The sequence below is a fragment of the Synechococcus sp. CCY9201 genome (genome assembly GCF_034931105.1).
In the GTDB taxonomy this organism is placed as follows: Bacteria; Cyanobacteriota; Cyanobacteriia; order PCC-6307; family Cyanobiaceae; genus CBW1002.
In genome coordinates this window covers 1-16,497 of sequence record NZ_JAYGIC010000034.1, presented here as the reverse complement: position 1 = coordinate 16,497, position 16,497 = coordinate 1, and the positions used below count along the sequence as shown (strand labels likewise).

Genomic DNA, 16,497 nt, shown 5'->3' with positions numbered 1-16,497 from the left:
AAGGAAGGCTTGAGGGTGGTGCTGGTTCCATGCGGCCCCAGAGGTCCTCGGCTCCGTCCTTCGCCCCGTGCCCGATGGCCAGCGATCCCCAGGCACCGCGCTCCAGCGCCGTGCTGGCCCGGCTCACTCTCTCAGCCCTGGAGCGGGGCAACGACCAGCCGGGTTTCTGGAGTGAACCGGAGGTGCATCGTGCTGTGCTGGTCAGCGGTCTGTCAGTGCTGCTGCATGCTCTGACGCCGCTGCAGCGGGACCTGGGCTGACCTCGGTCACCCGACGGAAACAGGCTCAGAATTCGATGCCCGCCTGGGCCTTCACCCCCTGCTCGCGGAAGGGGTGGCGGACCAGCTTCATCTCCGTGACCAGATCGGCCCGTTCCAGCAAGGCTGGCGGCGCCCCCCGGCCCGTCAGGGCCACGTGGGTGAGGGGCGGGCGCTGGGCCAGGCCCTCGATCACCTGCTCGATCGAGAGGTAACCCAGCTTGAGAGCCACGTTCACCTCATCCAGCACCACCAGCTTGCGCCCCCCGTCCGCCAGGTAGGAGAGGGAGCGCTGCCACGCCTGTTGCACCAGTTGACGGTCGCGCTCCCGGTCCTGGGTCTCCCAGGTGAAGCCCTCTCCCAGGGCGTGCCAGGCCAGGGCCTCGCCGAACAGCTGCAGTGCCTTGGCCTCGCCAGGCTGCCAGCCGCCCTTGATGAACTGCACCACCGCCACCTGCTCGCCGTGGCCGAGGGTGCGCAGCACCAGCCCCAGCGCTGCGGTGGTCTTGCCCTTGCCGTCGCCGGTGAACACCAGCACCAGGCCCTTTTCGAGGTTGCGCTCTCCGACGCGCTGCCGCTGCACTTCCTGGCGGCGGGCCATGCGGCGGCGGTAGGACTCCTGGTCGGCTTCGGGGGCCAGGTCGCCGCCTGGACCCAGCTCGGCGGCCACCTGATCGAGGCTGTTCGCATCGGGCGTCGTCGAGGAGGCTGCCGGATCGCTCATGCGCTGGTCGTGGGACCGCAGGACTGGGCCCACTCTGGCGGAAGGCGGCGGCGGTCTGAATCAGGTGGTCTGGATCAGGCGCGCTGAATCAGGCGGCCTGCTGGCCGTAGCGGCTGCGGGCCAGGGCCGCATCCACCGCCTGCTGCTGATCGCGCCGGGTGATCCAGTGGTGATAGGTGCGGGTGTGGATCGCCACCGAGTGGCCCATCATCCGCGCCGCCACCGTGTCCGGCAGGCCGATGTGGATCGTGCGCACCGCCCAGGCATGGCGCAGGTCGTAAGGGGTGAGCGGCAGGTCATAGCGGCGGAACTGCTCGGCCACTCGCCGACCCACCTGCTGCAGAGTGGTGCGGCGGAGGTCGGTGCACACCTTCGGCAGGGCCTCCGGCTCGAGCACGAGCCGTTCCAGCCCGAAGCGCTCCACCCAGTCGGGCTGGAAGGGCCAAACCTGGTGCTCGCCGGTCTTGCTGGTGGGCAGGACCCGCAGCACCCGATCACCGCCGGGGGCCAGGGCCGAGAGATCGCAGAAGAACACTTCGTGGTTGCGCAGCCCGTAGGTGGCCATCAGTCCGTAGGCCAGGCGCCAGCCGGGATTGGGAATCCGCTCGACCCACTGCTGCACCTGCGCGTCACTGGGGAGATGGCGGAACTGGGCGGTGTGGAGGCCGTAGCCGGCGGCGCGCTCGGTCCAGTCCGCCGGCAGGTCCAGGTCCAGGTGGCGCGCCAGGGCGGCCAGGGCGGTGCCGCACTGCTGGCGGCTGCGGCTGGTGGGGGCGTAGCTGTCCAGCACCTGCTCGAGCAGGGCCGCATCCAGAACGCACCGGCGGCCTGATGAAGCTCCGTCGCTGCTGCACTGGACCGCCAGACGCCGTAGGTAGGGCTGGTAGGCGCTGCTCCAGGTGGTGCGACTGCCGGCGGGATTGCGCCGCCGCTTCGGATCGCTGAAGAAGGCCGTTTCGAAGTCATCGATCAGGGCTCCCATCCCCCCGATCGTCGCTGTGGTGGTCGGTGCGGTGATCCGGCTGGCGATGGTGCGGCTGTTGGCGCTGCTGAGCTGGGACTGGCTTTGTCGGCGGAGCCGTGCGCTCTCCTGCCGCGCCGTGGCGCGGCGCCTGGATGTCGTGGTCGTACCGGTGGCAGCGGCGGTTGCCTGGCTACTGCCGATCGACCGCACGCTGGGCTTGGCTCCGGTTTTGACGGATCTCAATGGGGCTGCCTGGCTGGGGCGATCCCTACCGGCGCGGCTCCAGTCATCCCAGCGGAACCGCTGGTGTTGCAGCTCCTGCACCACCTGCCGCAACTGCTGCTCGGCCTCCTCCAGTCCCGCCTCGCTCAAGGGCAGACCGAGGCTGATCCGCTGCACCCGCATTCCGTCGCCGTTGCGGCAGGGCAGCGGCCCCCGCAGGCCGAGCCGCTGGCCGCGGGCCTCCAGCCGCAGGGCGATGCCGCTGCTGGCCATCAGGGCGTTCCGGCGGAGGATGCGCTCCTGAAGGGCGGGATCCACGGTTGATCCTGCGGTGGCGGGCGCTGAACTTACCGATCCGACTGCCGCGACACCAGGGGCAAAGGGACAGCGTTACGCTCGACCTCGTCTTTCGCCGCTTTTCGCCGGGCATGACTCAGGTCGACAGCAGCCCGGTCGAGACCAGCACGGGCGCAGGCACCAGACAGGAGGGCGGCTGTGCCGAGGGGCGCGGCAAGGTGGGCGTGGTTCTGCTCAACCTGGGCGGACCGGAGCGGATCCAGGATGTGGGGCCATTCCTCTACAACCTTTTTGCCGATCCGGAGATCATCCGCCTGCCGACGCCGGCGCTGCAGAAGCCCCTGGCCTGGCTGATCAGCACCCTGCGCAGTGGCAAATCCCGGGAGGCCTACCGCTCGATCGGCGGTGGTTCCCCCCTGCGCCGCATCACCGAACAGCAGGCCCGCGAGCTGCAGAGCGTGCTGCGCCAGCGGGGCCTGGAGGCCACCACCTACGTGGCGATGCGCTACTGGCATCCCTTCACCGAATCCGCCGTGTCGGATATGAAGGCCGATGGCATCCACGAAGTCGTGGTGTTGCCCCTCTATCCACACTTCTCGATCAGCACCAGTGGCTCCAGCTTCCGCGAGCTGCAGCGTCTGCGCCAGAGCGATCCGGATTTCGCCCACCTGCCGATCCGCTGCATCCGCAGCTATTACGACCACCCCGGCTACGTGAATGCCATGGCCGGCCTGATTGAACGGCAGGTGGCGGCCTGCCCCGATCCCGCCAGCGCCCATGTGTTCTTCAGTGCCCATGGTGTTCCGAAGAGCTATGTCGAGGAGGCCGGTGATCCCTACCAGCAGGAAATCGAGGCCTGCGCGGCCCTGATCATGGATCGCCTGGCGGAGCGGCTGGGCCACCGCAATCACTTCACCTTGGCCTACCAGAGCCGGGTCGGCCCGGTGGAATGGCTGAAGCCCTACACCGATGAAGCCCTGCATGAGCTGGGGGAGCAGGGGGTCAAAGACCTGGTGGTGGTGCCGATCAGCTTCGTGAGTGAGCACATCGAAACCCTTGAGGAAATCGATATCGAATATCGCGAGATCGCCACCGAATCGGGCATCACCAACTTCCGCAGGGTTCCGGCCCTGGATATCGATCCCACCTTCATCTCGGGTCTGGCGGATCTGGTGCAGCAGTCGATGGCAGGCCCCGAGGTGAACCTCGATCAGGCGGCGGCCCTCTCCACCACCGTGAAGCTCTATCCGCAGGACAAGTGGGCCTGGGGGTGGAACAACAGCTCGGAGGTGTGGAACGGCCGGCTGGCCATGGTGGGATTTTCCGCGTTCCTGCTGGAGTTGCTCAGTGGTCGGGGTCCCCTCCATGCCATTGGTCTCCTCTAAGCAGTTGTTCCGCTTCCGCGCCGCAGCCGGTTCCTGGCGGTGGCCCGTCATGGCTCGCCGTGGGCTCAGCGGTGCTCTGCTGGCAGGCCTGTGGATCAACGCGGCGGTGGATCGTCCGGCGGGGGCCAGCAACCGCACCCGCTGGCAGCAGGGAGCCTTCCCTGTGGCCAGTTTTTCGGGCTACACCAGCCATTTCGGCCTGCGGGTGCGCTCCGGCGGCTGGAGCGAGCCCCACTACGGCCTCGACATCGCCGCACCGATGGGCTCAGGGATCCACAGCTGGTGGGGCGGCGTAGTAACTGATGTGATCCACGATGGCGCCTGCGGTGTGGGCCTGGTGATCCGCTCCGGTGCCTATGAACACATCTATTGCCACCTGGCCGGATCCGGATCCGGCGGCATCTACCGCAGCGGTCCTGTGCAGCTGAGGTCAGGCCAGGCGGTCCGAACCGGCCAGCTGATCGGCCATGTGGGCATGAGTGGCCGCACCACAGGTCCCCATCTGCACTGGGGCATCCGCCATCAGGGTCGCTGGCTCGATCCTGCCCTGATCCTCAGGGCCATGGCCGAGAGCCGGCGCCGCAGCCAGGCGGCCCAAGCGGCGCGCTGATCCCCAACTCCAGTCCCGACGCTTAAGGTTGAGCCAGTCCATCAGAATGGCCAGAAGCCTGGCCTGCTGCAGCCGTGACGCTCACGCCCCTTACTCCGGCGGCCCAGGCCGCGGTCACCCCGTCCTCCGCTGGGCAGCCTGCTCAGGAGCTAGCGCCGGTAGCCGCATCGACGCCGCTGCGGGTCACAGGGGCCTATGCCCTGATGGATGCCCTCAGGCGCCATGGTGTCGACCATATCTTCGGCTATCCGGGCGGCGCGATCCTGCCCATCTATGACGAGCTGCACAAGGCGGAAGCCCGCGGCTGGCTGAAACACATCCTGGTGCGGCACGAGCAGGGCGGCACCCACGCCGCCGATGCCTACGCCCGCGCCACCGGCAGAGTCGGGGTCTGTTTCGGCACCTCCGGCCCCGGCGCCACCAACCTGGTGACCGGCATCGCCACGGCCCAGATGGATTCGGTGCCGATGGTGGTGATCACCGGCCAGGTTCCCCGCGCCGCGATCGGTACAGACGCCTTCCAGGAAACCGACATCTTCGGCATCACGCTGCCGATCGTGAAGCACTCCTGGGTGGTGCGCGACCCCGCCGACATCGGCCGGATCGTCGCCGAGGCCTTCCTGATCGCCGCCACCGGTCGGCCCGGGCCCGTGTTGATCGATGTGCCCAAGGATGTGGGCGTTGAGGAGTTCGACTATGTGCCGGTGGAGCCCGGTTCGGTGAAGCCGGCCGGCTACCAGCTGCCACCGGCGCCCAGGCCTGAGGCGATCCGCGCCGCCCTCGATCTGATCCGCCAGGCCCGCCGGCCCCTGCTCTACGTGGGTGGTGGCGCGATCAGCAGCGGCGCCCATGCGGCGGTCCATCAGCTGGCCGAGCGCTTCCGGCTGCCTGTCACCACCACCTTGATGGGCAAGGGTGCCTTCGATGAGACCCATCCCCTGGCGGTGGGCATGCTCGGCATGCACGGCACCGCCTACGCCAACTTTGCGGTGACCGAGTGCGATCTGCTGATCGCCGTCGGGGCCCGCTTCGACGACCGCGTCACCGGCCGACTCGACAGCTTCGCCCCCCGGGCCCAGGTGATTCACATCGATATCGATGCCGCCGAGGTGGGCAAGAACCGAGTACCCGAGGTGCCGGTGGTGGCGGATGTGAAGCAGGCCCTGCAGGCCCTGCTGGCGGCGTCCAGCGGCGACGATTCGGCCGGTCGCACCCAGGTCTGGCTGGAGAGAATCGACACCTGGAAGCACCACTACCCCCTGGTGGTGCCGGCCCCCGAGGGCGAGATCGCTCCTCAGGAGGTGATGGTGGCCCTGCGGGACCTGGCGCCCGAGGCCTACGTCACCACCGATGTGGGCCAGCATCAGATGTGGGCGGCCCAGTTCCTCCACAACGGCCCGCGCCACTGGATCAGCTCCGCTGGCCTGGGCACCATGGGCTTCGGCATGCCCGCTGCCATGGGCGTTCAGACCGCCTTCCCGCAGGCGCAGGTGATCTGTGTGGCTGGCGACGCCAGCATCCTGATGAACATCCAGGAGCTCGGCACGATCAGCCAGTACGACCTGCCGGTGAAGGTGGTGGTGATCAACAATGGCTGGCAGGGCATGGTGCGCCAGTGGCAGGAGAGCTTCTATGACGAGCGTTACTCTTCCTCCGAGATGACCGGCGGCATGCCGGACTTCGTCACCCTGGCCGAGTCCTTTGGTGTTCGCGGCGTGCTGATCAAGGAGCGAGAACAGCTTCACCTGAAGTTGCGCGAAGCCCTGGCCCATCCAGGCCCCGCTTTTATCGATGTTCGGGTGCGGCGAAATGAGAACTGCTACCCGATGGTTCCCCCCGGCGCCAGCAATGCCCAGATGGTGGGTCTGCCCAGCCATCCCGAACTGGCCATCGATACCACCCGTCACTGCAACGCCTGCGGATCCAGCACCTCCAGCGCCCACCTCTACTGCCCCAGCTGCGGAGCCAAGCTCTGAACATCGTGCTGCTGCTGCCTACGGCCTGCCCTGCTCACAGAGCGCAGGCTTCAGGCTCCGGCTCCGCTCGCCGCCAGGATCTTCTCCTGGGGATAGTGACTCGCCTGGTCGGCCTCGGCCTGCTGATGGCGAGCCTCCTCACCGTCGGGGTGCCCATTGCAGGGGCCGCCGATGTGCTGCAGGTCCGCAACGGCACATTGCTTCAGGTGGGTGACGGCAATCGCAACTATGAGGTCGAGATGGCCTGTATCCATGTGCAGCCAGAGCAGCAGGAGGCCGCTCAGGCCTGGTTGCGGCAGCAACTGCCCCGCAGAACAGCTGTGAATCTCCGCCCCCTTGGACAGGAGCAAGGTCGCTTGCAGGCAAGGGTGCGCCGCATCGACTCCTCCGACTATCTTGAAACCGGTCTGATGGCTGCTGGTCTGGCTGAGCCGGCCTCTTCCGCCCCTGCGGGCTGTCCGGTCTGAAACTTGCGCGTGGGACCAGACCTTCAGATCTAGACATCCATGAGCCTGAACCGCACCGCCAAGGGCATCGTGCTTGTTCCCACCCTGCTGCTGGGCGGAGCCTTTCTGGCGACAGGAATCTGGCTGGATGGGCCTGCGGCGGCAAACCGCGGCTTAGCCCTCAGCCTGGGCGGGGTGTTGATCGGAGCCGGGCTGCTGGCCCAGCTCTTGCCGGAGCAGTCTCCAGAAACGGAGAAGACTCAGGAAACCCCCAACCGCCCCAATGCCTGAAGGGTCTCCAGAATCCTCTCCCTGAGGGAGAAGACCGTGGGCGTCACTTGCTGCCTGGCGCTGCGGCGTTGCGCTTCTGCTCTTCAACCAACCTGAAGTATTCGCGGGTCGGAAAGAAGACGTAGGAGTCGTCCTTGGCCTTGATGATCTCGCGCATGACAGCGGTCATGTCAGCGGCCTGTACTTGGAGCTTCGCCCGGTCGGGCACCTCCGCCAGGGCCTTCTGCAGATCTGCATAACTGAGGAAGAACACACCACGGGGTCCCTGCGGTGTGTTCACCGTGAGGAATGGCTTGGTGAAGAACACCGGGATGCTGAGCCCCTCGTTGATTTCCTTCTCGGCCAAGCCCTGCTGCTTGAGAATCTGAACGGCCTGGTTCCGATCGGCGTCGGCAGGGATCACCGGTGCGATCAGGGTGCGACCATCCTTCACTTCCTTGCTCAGGGCAGTGACCTTTTCATTGGCCACATTCATGGGCAGGGGAACCACCCGCGCCTTGATCGAGGGATTGGCCTTGGTGAAATCCGCCAGAGCCTGCTCGGCTTTGGCCCGCTCCAGATACATCGGCAGGATCAGGGTCTTGTCCCGCGGGATCGGCAGAGGTGCCCCCTTCTCGTTGGTGAGGATGAATACCGGCACCACCGCCAGCTTCTTCACCGCTTCGGATTCGGGGATGGCCTGGGCCGGGATCGGGGCCGTCAGAGCCAGGCCACCCGTTGCTGCGATCAGGGCGGTCTGAAGGCCCAGGGCCAGACCGGCAAAGCGGCGTCGCACCAATGGGCGCAGCCTGGGGCGATCGATGGTCATGACGGCCGGCCAGTGCAAAGAATCACCCTAAGCACGGCGGCCCGGGCAACCCCCATGCCACTGGACGGTAACGGTCATGACCACCGGCGTGGATCCATGGTCAGAGTTGCGTCAGCAGCCCGTGGCCGCGGATGAAGCGTTCCGACAGTCTGGTGGTGCCCTTCGATCAGGTGGGCATCGATGCGATTGCTCAGGTGGGAGGCAAGAACGCATCCCTTGGTGAAATGATCCGCCAGCTGGGCCCCCGCGGGGTGAAGGTGCCGGGCGGCTTCGCGATCACCGCCGCGGCCTACCGCCACGTTCTGGCTTCCAACGGACTCACCGCTCCTCTGGCCGCGCTGCTGGGGGGGCTTGACGCCAACGACCTGCAGGCGCTGCAGGCCGCCGGTCAGGCGGCGCGGCAGCTGCTGCTGGCAGCCACCCTGCCGCAAGATCTGTGCGAGGCGATTGCAACGGCCTACCGGGCCCTGACCGCTGGGACTGGGCGGGCCGGGGTGGGGGCTGCGGCAGCGGCTCCGGTGGCCGTGGCCGTGCGCTCCAGTGCCACCGCCGAAGACCTGCCGGACGCCAGCTTCGCCGGGCAGCAGGAGACCTATCTCCACATCGAGGGGGAGGCGGCCCTGCTGGAGGCCTGCCGCCACTGCTACGCGTCCCTGTTCACCGATCGGGCGATCTCCTACCGCCAGCTCAATGGCTTCGATCACCTGGAGGTGGCCCTCTCGATCGGCGTGCAGCGGATGGTGCGCTCCGATCTGGCCTGCTCGGGGGTGATGTTCAGCATCGACACCGAGACCGGCTTCAAGGACGCGGTGCTGCTCACCGCCGCCTATGGCCTCGGCGAGAACGTGGTGCAGGGGGCCGTCAATCCAGACGAGTACCTGATCTTCAAGCCCACCCTGGAGCAGGGTTTCGCGCCGATCCTGAGCAAGCGGCTCGGCAGCAAGGCGATCCGGATGGTCTATGGCGATGGCGATGTTCCGGTGCGCAATGTGGATGTGCCCGAAGCCGAGCGGGATCGCTTTGCCCTCACCGATGCCGAGGTGCTGACCCTGAGCCGCTGGGCGGTGGTGATCGAGCGCCACTACAGCGAGCAGCGCGGTACTCCCACGCCGATGGACATCGAATGGGCCAAGGACGGCCTCAGCGGCGAGCTGTTCATCCTGCAGGCCCGACCGGAAACCGTGCAGTCCCACCGTCAGGAGGCGGTGCTGCGCAGCTGGCATCTGACGCCCCATGACGCTGAGCAGATCTGCCGCGGTCGGGCGATCGGCTCCTCCGTGAGCAGCGGCCGGGCCCGGGTCATCCGTGATCCCTCCGAGATCGATCGTTTCGAGCAGGGGGATCTGCTGGTGACCGAGCGCACCGACCCCGACTGGGAACCGATCCTGAAGCGGGCCAGCGGCGTGGTGACCGACCAGGGGGGCCGCACCTGCCACGCGGCGATCATCGCCCGGGAGATGGGGATCACGGCGATCGTGGGAACCGGGGATGGCACAACCCGCATCGCCGATGGGGAGGCAATCACGATCAGCTGCTGTGAGGGGGATGTGGGACACGTCTACCGCGGCACCCTGCCCTTCCACGTGGAGGAGCAGGCCCTTGGGCATCTGCCGGCCACCGGCACCGCGATCCTGATGAACGTGGGCAACCCCGAGGAGGCCTTCAACCTGGCGGCGATTCCCTGCGACGGCGTTGGCCTGGCCCGGCTCGAATTCATCATCGCCAATCACATCAAGGTCCATCCCCTGGCCCTGCTGCAGCCGGATCAGGTGAGTGACCCGGTCGAGCAGGAGGCGATTGCCCGGCTGACGCGCGGCTACGCCCATCCGGCCGATTACTACGTCGATCTGCTGGCCCAGGGCATGGGGCGGATCGCGGCCGCCTTCTTCCCGAGGCCGGTGATCCTGCGCTTCTCCGATTTCAAGAGCAATGAATACGCGCGTCTGCTGGGGGGCGCGGCCTTCGAGCCCGTGGAGGAGAACCCGATGCTGGGCTGGCGCGGCGCCTCCCGCTACTGCAGCCCCGTGTTCCGTGAGGCCTTTGCCCTGGAGTGCACGGCCCTCAAGGCGGTGCGCGAGGGGATGGGCCTCACCAACGTGATTCCGATGATCCCCTTCTGCCGCACACCGGAGGAGGGGGATCGGGTGCTGGCGGAAATGGCCCGGTCGGGCCTGGTGCGCGGCGAGGCGGGCCTGCAGGTGTATGTGATGTGCGAACTGCCCAGCAATGTGATCGCCGCCGAGGCCTTCGCCGAGCGGTTTGATGGCTTCTCGATCGGCTCCAACGACCTCACCCAGCTCACCCTGGGCCTGGATCGCGATTCCGCCCTGGTGGCCGATCTGTTCGACGAGCGCCATCCCGCCGTGATGGCGATGATCCGCCTGGCGATCCAGACCGCCCGGCGCTGCGGCCGCAAGATCGGCATCTGCGGTCAGGCCCCGAGCGATTACCCCGAATTCGCCCGGTTCCTGGTGGCCGAGGGCATTGATTCGATCAGCCTCAATCCCGATGCCGTGATCGCCACCCGCATCCGGGTGGCGGAGATGGAACGCCAGTTGGAGGAGGCTGCTGCAGGGGCCCTGTCTGCTGAGGCACCGTCCTGACCAAGGAAAGTTCCCAGCACCTTCGAGCCATCATGGCGACCAACCCGCCGCTGGCTGCCCGCCAGATCCGCCTGTCTCCCCCCTGGCGATCCGCTGCAGGCCTGCAGGCCATTGGAGGGCTGCTGGCGGCCGGGGCCCTGCTGCTGGAGGTGTTCGCTCCAGCGATGGCGCGGGCCGAGCGGATCGAGCTGCAGCTGGTGCAGCTCAACGACGTCTACGAGATCACGCCGATTCCCGGTGGCGGCGGCGACCTGGCCCAGGTGGCAGGGTTGGTGCGGCAGTTGCGGGCCCGCAATCCCCGCACCCTGGTGCTGATGGCGGGCGATTTCCTCAGTCCCTCGGCCGTGGGCACTGCGGTGGTGGAGGGTCGCCGCCTTGATGGTCGCCAGATGGTGGCGGTGTTGAACGCGATCGGGCTGGATCAGGCCACCTTCGGCAACCACGAATTCGACCTGGCTGAGGGGCCTTTTCGTGACCGTCTGCGGGAGGCTCGTTTCGGCTGGATCTCGAGCAATGTCAACGACACGGCTGGTCGCCCCTTCCCTTCAGTGGTGCGTCAACGGCTGATCGAGCTGCGTGGGTCCGGTGGCGCATCCCTGCGCCTCGGGTTGCTGGGGGTGACCCTGCCCAGCAACCCGGCGGCCTATGTGCGTTACAGCGATGCCGTCGCCAGCGCCATCGCCCAGGCCCAGCGCCTGCGGCAGCACGGGGCCGACGTTGTCGTGGCTCTCACCCACCAGGCCCTGGCCCAGGATCAGCAGCTGGCCAGCTCGGCGGCGCCGATCGATCTGATCCTCGGCGGCCATGAGCACGAGAATCTGCTGCAGCTGCGCTTCCGCAACCCTGCTGTTCAGGGTTCGGCCGCTGAGCTGACCGCCGCTGGTGGGACCGCCGCCGCTGCCCGGGCACCTTCTCCTCCGGGATGCCGGCCAGCCGGAGTGCCCATCGCCAAGGCGGATGCCAATGCCCGCACGGTGTGGCTCCACACCCTGGCCTACGACACGGTCAGCCGCTGTCTGGAGATCCAGTCCAGTCTGCTGCCGGTTGATGGGCGGTGGCCAAGCGATCCGGCCGTGGCGCGGCAGGCCGAACACTGGCTTCAGAAGGCTGAGGCGGCCTTCCGCCGCCAGGGGCTGGAGCCCGAACGGGTGATCGGCATCAGCGGCGTGTTGCTCGATGGCCGCGACGCCCCGGTGCGTTCCGGCTCCACCACCCTCACCCGCCTGATCACGGCTGCCATACGCGCCGCCGATCCCGCCAGTGCGGCGGCGATTCTCAATGCCGGCGCGATCCGCCTCGATGACGTGCTGCCCCCTGGCCCGATCCGGGAGATGGAGGTGATCCGGGCACTGCCCTTCGGCGGTGGTCTGAGCAGCGTCGACCTCGAGGGGGCGCTGCTGCAGCGGGTGCTGGAGGTGGGGATGACCAACCGTGGCAGCGGCGGCTATCTGCAGGTGGATGGCGCCGCGTTGGGGACCGATGGCCGCTGGCGGCTCGATGGCGAGCCGCTCGAGCCAGGCCGGCGTTACAGGGTTGTGCTGCCCGATTTCCTGCTCACCGGCCAGGAGGTGAATCTGGGCTTTCTGCGCCAGGGGGCCGCCGGGGTGGACGTGATTGCTCCGGCCGGAGATCTGCGCCAGGCCGTGATTCGCTGGCTGCGGCAGCACCCTCCGGGCGCTGACCAGCCTGCGGCTGGCTGATGCGGATGTCCAGGGGCGGTGCGTCCACCAGCTGCACGGTGGTGGAGGCGAGCTGCACGCGGCTGTCCGGCCGGTTCACCGCATCCAGCAGCTGGGTGTAGAGGTGGTCCTTGGTGGAACGGCGGCGTTTCACGTCGACCAGATAGCGGAGCGTGAATTCCATCCAGTTGTCGGTCAGCACCAGGGTCACCTGGGGTTCGAGGGTGGCGTTCTCCAGCAGGTATTTATGCACCATCACGCTCCAGGCGACCCGGGCTGAGGTGGTGATAGCGTCGCCGGCCACTTCGGCACCCACCTGCTCGAGCAGGTGGCGGGCTTCGTTGTGATCGCTGCCGTATTTCACGGGCAGGCGGATCTCATCCCAGAGGAAGGGAAAGTCGCCGGAATAGTTGAACACGGGTGCCTTGAATACAAAGCTGTTGGCGATCCGCACGATCCGGCCGGTGTAGAGGTCGGAGGCCACCCATTCCCCCAGTTCCATCAAAGTGGTGCGCAGGATCCCGATGTCGATCACATCGCCTTTGATGCCGCCCAGCTGCACCCGATCCCCCGGTTTGTAGAAGCCACCGAAGGAGATGGCGATCCAGCCGGCCACGCTGCCGATCACTTCCTGCAGCGCGAAGGCAATGCCGGCGCTGGCCACACCGATCGCCACCGTGAGCCCCCCCAGTCGGTCCTTGAAGACCAGGGACAGAAAGACGATGCCCACGGCATAGCCGCTCAGGCTCACAAGCTTGCGGCCGTAGTAGCGGCTGTCGGGGTCGTCGAGCCGGCGGATCAGGGAGCCCTGGGTGAGCCGCACCAACAGGATCAATGCGCCGACGCCCAGCAGCGCCGTGGCCAGCTTGGCCACCAGGGGGTCGCTCCACCAGCCGGAGGTTGGCACGGCTTGAACCCTCAGACCGGCGTTGTGGTTGCGCAGCCCGACAGCACATACCGTTCGCCGGGCACGGGATCAATGAGCCGGCAACGCTCTGGGCCTGTCTCGCCCATGGAGCCGCTCGAGCTCCCTCCGCTCGCGGTCGTGGCGCTCACCGTCGCGGCGCCTACGACGGCGGCGGCCTGCTCGGTGGAGCCTTTCTGCCAGAGGATCTGGCTGAGCCAGCCCTGGAAGCGCACGTCGCCGCCGGCGGTGCTGGCCAGCACCACCGCCGGTTGCAGCCGCTCCAGCAGCTGGGGCAGCACCTGGGCGCCCTTCACGAAGGCTCCGGCCAGGGGGAGGCCCAGATCCACCACCGGTGTGATCGCCACATCCACCGGGCCCCGGGGCGCTGTGGCGGGATCCGTGGCCAGAAAGCCGTGGGGCTCCAGGTAGATGGACCCGGCGGGATGCACCAGGCGGTAGCCGTTCTCCACCTGGGGCACCGGTGCCCCGGCCGTGGCCTGGATCTGCAGGGGGCCATGGCTGTGCTCCTGACCCGGGCTGACGGCCGTCACCCGCGTGAAACCCAGGGCCCGGGCCCTGGCGGCGGCACTGCTGGAGCCCACCACCGGCAGCTGGCGATCCAGCAGCGACAGGGAGGCCGGATGGCAGTGGTCGGGGAGGCCCTGGGTGAGCAGGAGCAGATCCAGACCCTCCGGCACGGGCCAGGGGTGGGGCAGTTCGCCGCGGAAGAACCAGTCGCCGGGGGGAAAGCGCAGGGGGCCGGTGAGCCAGGGATCGACCAGCACCCGCAGCCCCTCGAACTCCAGCAGCCAGCCGTTGGCGCCGAAATAGGTGGCATGCAGGGTCATCGGGTTGGGGCGCGGCGAAGGGCCGGACCCTAGACCCGTTGCAGCCGCAGAGGAGGCTGGGGATGGGGCGCCGCGATCCAGAGTCTCCAGACCAGCAGGGCGTGAGCGCCGCCCCGGAGGGCTGAAAGCACCGCCAGGGCAACGCAGAGGGGGCAGTGGGTGAGACCCATGGCGGAATCCGTAGCCGTTGGGCTCGATCAGCCCTTCCACCCTTGCATTGATTGAGGTGTGCTGCTGCTGCTGCTGCTGCATTGCAACAGCGACCCTGCGCTGGCCTACAAGAGGGCAGGCCCGTGAATCTCCAGCCGTGCTGCGCCTGAGTGAGCTGAAGCTGCCGCTGGATCACAGTGAGGCCGATCTGCAGCTCGCGATTTGCCGGCGCCTGCGGATTCCGCCCGGGCAGCTGCTGCAGCACCGACTGGTGAAGCGCAGTGTCGATGCCCGGCGCCGCTCCGCGATTGCGCTGGTCTACAGCCTTGATCTGGTCCTGGACCTGGATGCGCGGGCCGAACAACGGCTGCTGCAGCGGTTTCGTGGCGATCCCCATCTGCGCCCCACCCCTGACACCACCTATCGCTTCCCGCTGGAGCCGCTGCGGGCGGAGCGATCAGACTCCGGCGCGGCGGCTCCTGAGGCATCGGCACTGGGCCGGCGCCCGCTGGTGGTGGGAGCCGGTCCCTGCGGCTACTTCGCGGCTCTGCTGCTGGCCCAGATGGGTCTGCGGCCGCTGCTGCTCGAGCGCGGTCGGCCGGTGAAGCAGCGCACGGCCGACACCTTCGGCTTCTGGCGGGGGCAGCGTCCCTTCGATCCGGAGTCGAATGCCCAGTTCGGCGAAGGCGGAGCCGGCACCTTTTCCGACGGCAAGCTCTACAGCCAGGTGAGTGAACCGCAGGCCTATGTGCGCAAGGTGCTCGAGGAGCTGGTGGCCGCCGGCGCCAACCCCGAGATCCTCACCCTGCACCACCCCCACATCGGCACCTTCAAGCTGGCCACGGTGGTGCGCGGCCTGCGGGCCCGGATCGAAGCGCTGGGCGGTGAGGTGCGCTTCGAGGCGCGGGTGGAGGAGCTGCTGCTGGAGGGGGCCGATCGGCGGGTGCGGGGGGTGCGGCTGGCCGGTGGCGAGACGATCGCCGCCGATCAGGTGGTGCTGGCTCTGGGCCACAGCGCCCGCGACACCTTCGCCGCCCTGCATCGGCAGGGGGTGGTGATGGCCCCCAAGCCCTTCGCGATCGGCCTGCGGATCGAACATCCCCAGCCCCTGATCGATCGGGCCCGCTGGGGGGAGGCTGCCGGCCATCCTCGGCTGGGGCCGGCGGAGTACAAGCTGGTGCATCACTGCGCCGGGCCCACCACCACGGGCCGCAGCGTCTACAGCTTCTGCATGTGTCCGGGGGGGCTGGTGGTGGGGGCCACCTCCGAACCGGGGTGCGTGGTGACCAATGGCATGAGCCAGCATTCCCGCAATGAGCGCAATGCCAACAGCGGCCTGGTGGTGACCGTGGAGCCGGCGGATCTGGCTCCCTATGGCACAAGCCCCGACGATCCCCTGGCCGGGGTGGCCTTCCAGCGTCACTGGGAGGAGCGGGCCTTCAGGGCCGGTGGCGGCGACTACCGGGCGCCGGCCCAGTGGGTCGGGGATTTCCTGGCGGGACAGACCAGCCATGCGGCGCCGCAGCAGACGGGGCCTGGCGATCCCAGCGCCTCCCCGCCGTCGGTGGCGGCGTCCTATCTGCCCGGCGTGCGGCTGGGATCGCTCGAGTCCTGTCTGCCGCCGGTGGTGCTGGATGCCTTGCGGGAGGCGCTGCCCGCCTTTGAGCGGCGCCTGCCCGGCTACACGATGGCCGGCGCCCTGCTCACGGGCGTCGAGACCCGCACGTCCTCGCCGCTGCGCATTCCTCGCGATCCGCTCAGCCGCGAGAGCCTCAACACGCCGGGGCTCTATCCGGCCGGGGAAGGGGCGGGCTATGCGGGCGGCATCCTCTCGGCCGCGATCGACGGCATTCAGGTGGCCGAGGCGGTGGCCCTCTCCCGGTTGTCGGGTCCGCCGGACAGCGACTGATCCTCAGCCCTGCGCCACGATGCCGCTCCACTGCACCGCCTTCACCTGATCGCGGCGCCAGGAATGGAGCAGATCCACTTCGCTGGCGGTGCAGAGCGGGCAGACCGCGATTCGCTCCCTGGCGATCCCTTCCCGCTCCAGTTGCTGCACCGTGGCAGCGCGGATGTCGAGGCGATGGCGCCCTGGCTCGGGATCCTCCAGCAGGGCGCCGGAGTGCCGCAGGCTCTCGATCAGGCTGGCGTCCGCCAACCCTGGTGAAGGCTCGAGGCTGCGGGCCACCGCCGTGACCACGGCCTGGTCCACCTGATACCGGGGCCCACTGATGGCCGGTCCGAGGGCCGCCCGCAGGTCCTGGCGGCGGCTGCCGTTGCGCTCCAGGGCCTCGATCGCCGCTGGCACGATCCGGCCCGCCACCCCGCGC

The 16,497-nt window shown here is 68.3% G+C and carries 15 protein-coding genes and 1 pseudogene; 9 read left to right on the top strand and 7 right to left on the bottom strand.

The window, feature by feature from the left end:
- Nucleotides 1-74: 74 nt before the first annotated feature.
- Nucleotides 75-260, top strand: coding sequence for a hypothetical protein (locus VB716_RS03900; protein ID WP_197156651.1), 186 nt, complete (start codon nucleotides 75-77; stop codon nucleotides 258-260).
- A gap of 25 nt (nucleotides 261-285) precedes the next feature.
- Here VB716_RS03900 and cobO read toward each other — a convergent pair whose 3' ends face one another.
- Nucleotides 286-981 (bottom strand): cob(I)yrinic acid a,c-diamide adenosyltransferase, encoded by a 696-nt coding sequence (gene cobO / locus VB716_RS03895; RefSeq protein WP_197170529.1) that lies wholly within the window; start codon nucleotides 979-981, stop codon nucleotides 286-288.
- A gap of 88 nt (nucleotides 982-1,069) precedes the next feature.
- Nucleotides 1,070-2,440 carry a site-specific integrase gene (locus tag VB716_RS03890; RefSeq protein WP_416223888.1) on the bottom strand — a complete coding sequence of 457 codons (1,371 nt, stop codon included), beginning with the start codon at nucleotides 2,438-2,440 and terminating at the stop codon, nucleotides 1,070-1,072.
- 155 nt (nucleotides 2,441-2,595) lie between these two features.
- Here VB716_RS03890 and hemH point away from each other — a divergent pair, with 155 nt between their 5' ends.
- From hemH to VB716_RS03865, 5 genes are all read left to right on the top strand, one after another.
- The gene (gene hemH, locus VB716_RS03885; protein WP_323249462.1) at nucleotides 2,596-3,849 is read left to right on the top strand and encodes a ferrochelatase; all 1,254 of its coding nucleotides are present in this window, start codon (nucleotides 2,596-2,598) and stop codon (nucleotides 3,847-3,849) included.
- Between the two features lie 49 nt (nucleotides 3,850-3,898).
- Nucleotides 3,899-4,459, top strand: a complete 561-nt coding sequence (locus VB716_RS03880) for a M23 family metallopeptidase (protein WP_197170528.1) — start codon at nucleotides 3,899-3,901, stop codon at nucleotides 4,457-4,459.
- A gap of 203 nt (nucleotides 4,460-4,662) precedes the next feature.
- The gene (gene ilvB, locus VB716_RS03875; protein ID WP_231605676.1) at nucleotides 4,663-6,435 is read left to right on the top strand and encodes a biosynthetic-type acetolactate synthase large subunit; all 1,773 of its coding nucleotides are present in this window, start codon (nucleotides 4,663-4,665) and stop codon (nucleotides 6,433-6,435) included.
- 95 nt (nucleotides 6,436-6,530) lie between these two features.
- Nucleotides 6,531-6,902, top strand: coding sequence for a nuclease (locus VB716_RS03870; protein WP_322758483.1), 372 nt, complete (start codon nucleotides 6,531-6,533; stop codon nucleotides 6,900-6,902).
- Nucleotides 6,903-6,941: 39 nt separating this feature from the next.
- The gene (locus tag VB716_RS03865) at nucleotides 6,942-7,172 is read left to right on the top strand and encodes a GIVxVP protein (protein ID WP_197156641.1); all 231 of its coding nucleotides are present in this window, start codon (nucleotides 6,942-6,944) and stop codon (nucleotides 7,170-7,172) included.
- A 43-nt stretch (nucleotides 7,173-7,215) separates the two neighbouring features.
- Here the strand turns inward: VB716_RS03865 and VB716_RS03860 are convergent, their stop codons facing one another.
- Nucleotides 7,216-7,980, bottom strand: coding sequence for a Tic22 family protein (locus tag VB716_RS03860; RefSeq protein WP_197156640.1), 765 nt, complete (start codon nucleotides 7,978-7,980; stop codon nucleotides 7,216-7,218).
- Nucleotides 7,981-8,111: 131 nt separating this feature from the next.
- On the opposite strand from VB716_RS03860, the gene ppsA reads away from it, so the two are divergent.
- Complete coding sequence (ppsA, locus tag VB716_RS03855; protein WP_322758484.1) at nucleotides 8,112-10,583, top strand: phosphoenolpyruvate synthase; 2,472 nt, start codon at nucleotides 8,112-8,114, stop codon at nucleotides 10,581-10,583.
- Nucleotides 10,584-10,615: 32 nt separating this feature from the next.
- Nucleotides 10,616-12,091 (top strand): annotated as a pseudogene (locus VB716_RS03850) (bifunctional metallophosphatase/5'-nucleotidase); the annotation flags it as partial.
- 46 nt (nucleotides 12,092-12,137) lie between these two features.
- Here the strand turns inward: VB716_RS03850 and VB716_RS03845 are convergent.
- The 3 genes from VB716_RS03845 to VB716_RS03835 are packed head-to-tail and all read right to left on the bottom strand — an operon-like array spanning nucleotide 12,138 to nucleotide 14,187.
- Complete coding sequence (locus tag VB716_RS03845) at nucleotides 12,138-13,169, bottom strand: mechanosensitive ion channel family protein (protein WP_322758485.1); 1,032 nt, start codon at nucleotides 13,167-13,169, stop codon at nucleotides 12,138-12,140.
- An 11-nt stretch (nucleotides 13,170-13,180) separates the two neighbouring features.
- Nucleotides 13,181-14,017: an MBL fold metallo-hydrolase gene (locus VB716_RS03840; RefSeq protein ID WP_322758486.1), complete on the bottom strand. Its 837-nt coding sequence runs from the start codon at nucleotides 14,015-14,017 to the stop codon at nucleotides 13,181-13,183.
- A 29-nt stretch (nucleotides 14,018-14,046) separates the two neighbouring features.
- A complete protein-coding gene (locus VB716_RS03835) occupies nucleotides 14,047-14,187 on the bottom strand; it encodes a hypothetical protein (protein ID WP_197156636.1) in 141 nt (46 codons plus the stop codon).
- A gap of 137 nt (nucleotides 14,188-14,324) precedes the next feature.
- Between VB716_RS03835 and VB716_RS03830 the strand changes: the two genes are divergently transcribed.
- Entirely contained in the window at nucleotides 14,325-16,076 is a 1,752-nt protein-coding gene (locus VB716_RS03830; protein WP_197156635.1) for an NAD(P)/FAD-dependent oxidoreductase, read from the top strand.
- A gap of 3 nt (nucleotides 16,077-16,079) precedes the next feature.
- Here the strand turns inward: VB716_RS03830 and VB716_RS03825 are convergent.
- Nucleotides 16,080-16,497: polyphenol oxidase family protein (locus VB716_RS03825; RefSeq protein ID WP_323269780.1), on the bottom strand; the 418-nt coding region annotated here is incomplete at its 5' end.

Bases quoted from the DNA above. Each gene is read 5' to 3' on its own strand.
- VB716_RS03865 (WP_197156641.1), top strand. From the start codon at position 6,942: ATGAGCCTGAACCGCACCGCCAAGGGCATCGTGCTTGTTCCCACCCTG.
- VB716_RS03835 (WP_197156636.1), bottom strand. From the start codon at position 14,187: ATGGGTCTCACCCACTGCCCCCTCTGCGTTGCCCTGGCGGTGCTTTCA.
- ppsA (WP_322758484.1), top strand. From the start codon at position 8,112: ATGAAGCGTTCCGACAGTCTGGTGGTGCCCTTCGATCAGGTGGGCATC.
- ilvB (WP_231605676.1), top strand. From the start codon at position 4,663: ATGGATGCCCTCAGGCGCCATGGTGTCGACCATATCTTCGGCTATCCG.
- cobO (WP_197170529.1), bottom strand. From the start codon at position 981: ATGAGCGATCCGGCAGCCTCCTCGACGACGCCCGATGCGAACAGCCTC.
- VB716_RS03880 (WP_197170528.1), top strand. From the start codon at position 3,899: ATGGCTCGCCGTGGGCTCAGCGGTGCTCTGCTGGCAGGCCTGTGGATC.
- hemH (WP_323249462.1), top strand. From the start codon at position 2,596: ATGACTCAGGTCGACAGCAGCCCGGTCGAGACCAGCACGGGCGCAGGC.
- VB716_RS03900 (WP_197156651.1), top strand. From the start codon at position 75: ATGGCCAGCGATCCCCAGGCACCGCGCTCCAGCGCCGTGCTGGCCCGG.
- VB716_RS03860 (WP_197156640.1), bottom strand. From the start codon at position 7,980: ATGACCATCGATCGCCCCAGGCTGCGCCCATTGGTGCGACGCCGCTTT.
- VB716_RS03840 (WP_322758486.1), bottom strand. From the start codon at position 14,017: ATGACCCTGCATGCCACCTATTTCGGCGCCAACGGCTGGCTGCTGGAG.
- VB716_RS03890 (WP_416223888.1), bottom strand. From the start codon at position 2,440: ATGGCCAGCAGCGGCATCGCCCTGCGGCTGGAGGCCCGCGGCCAGCGG.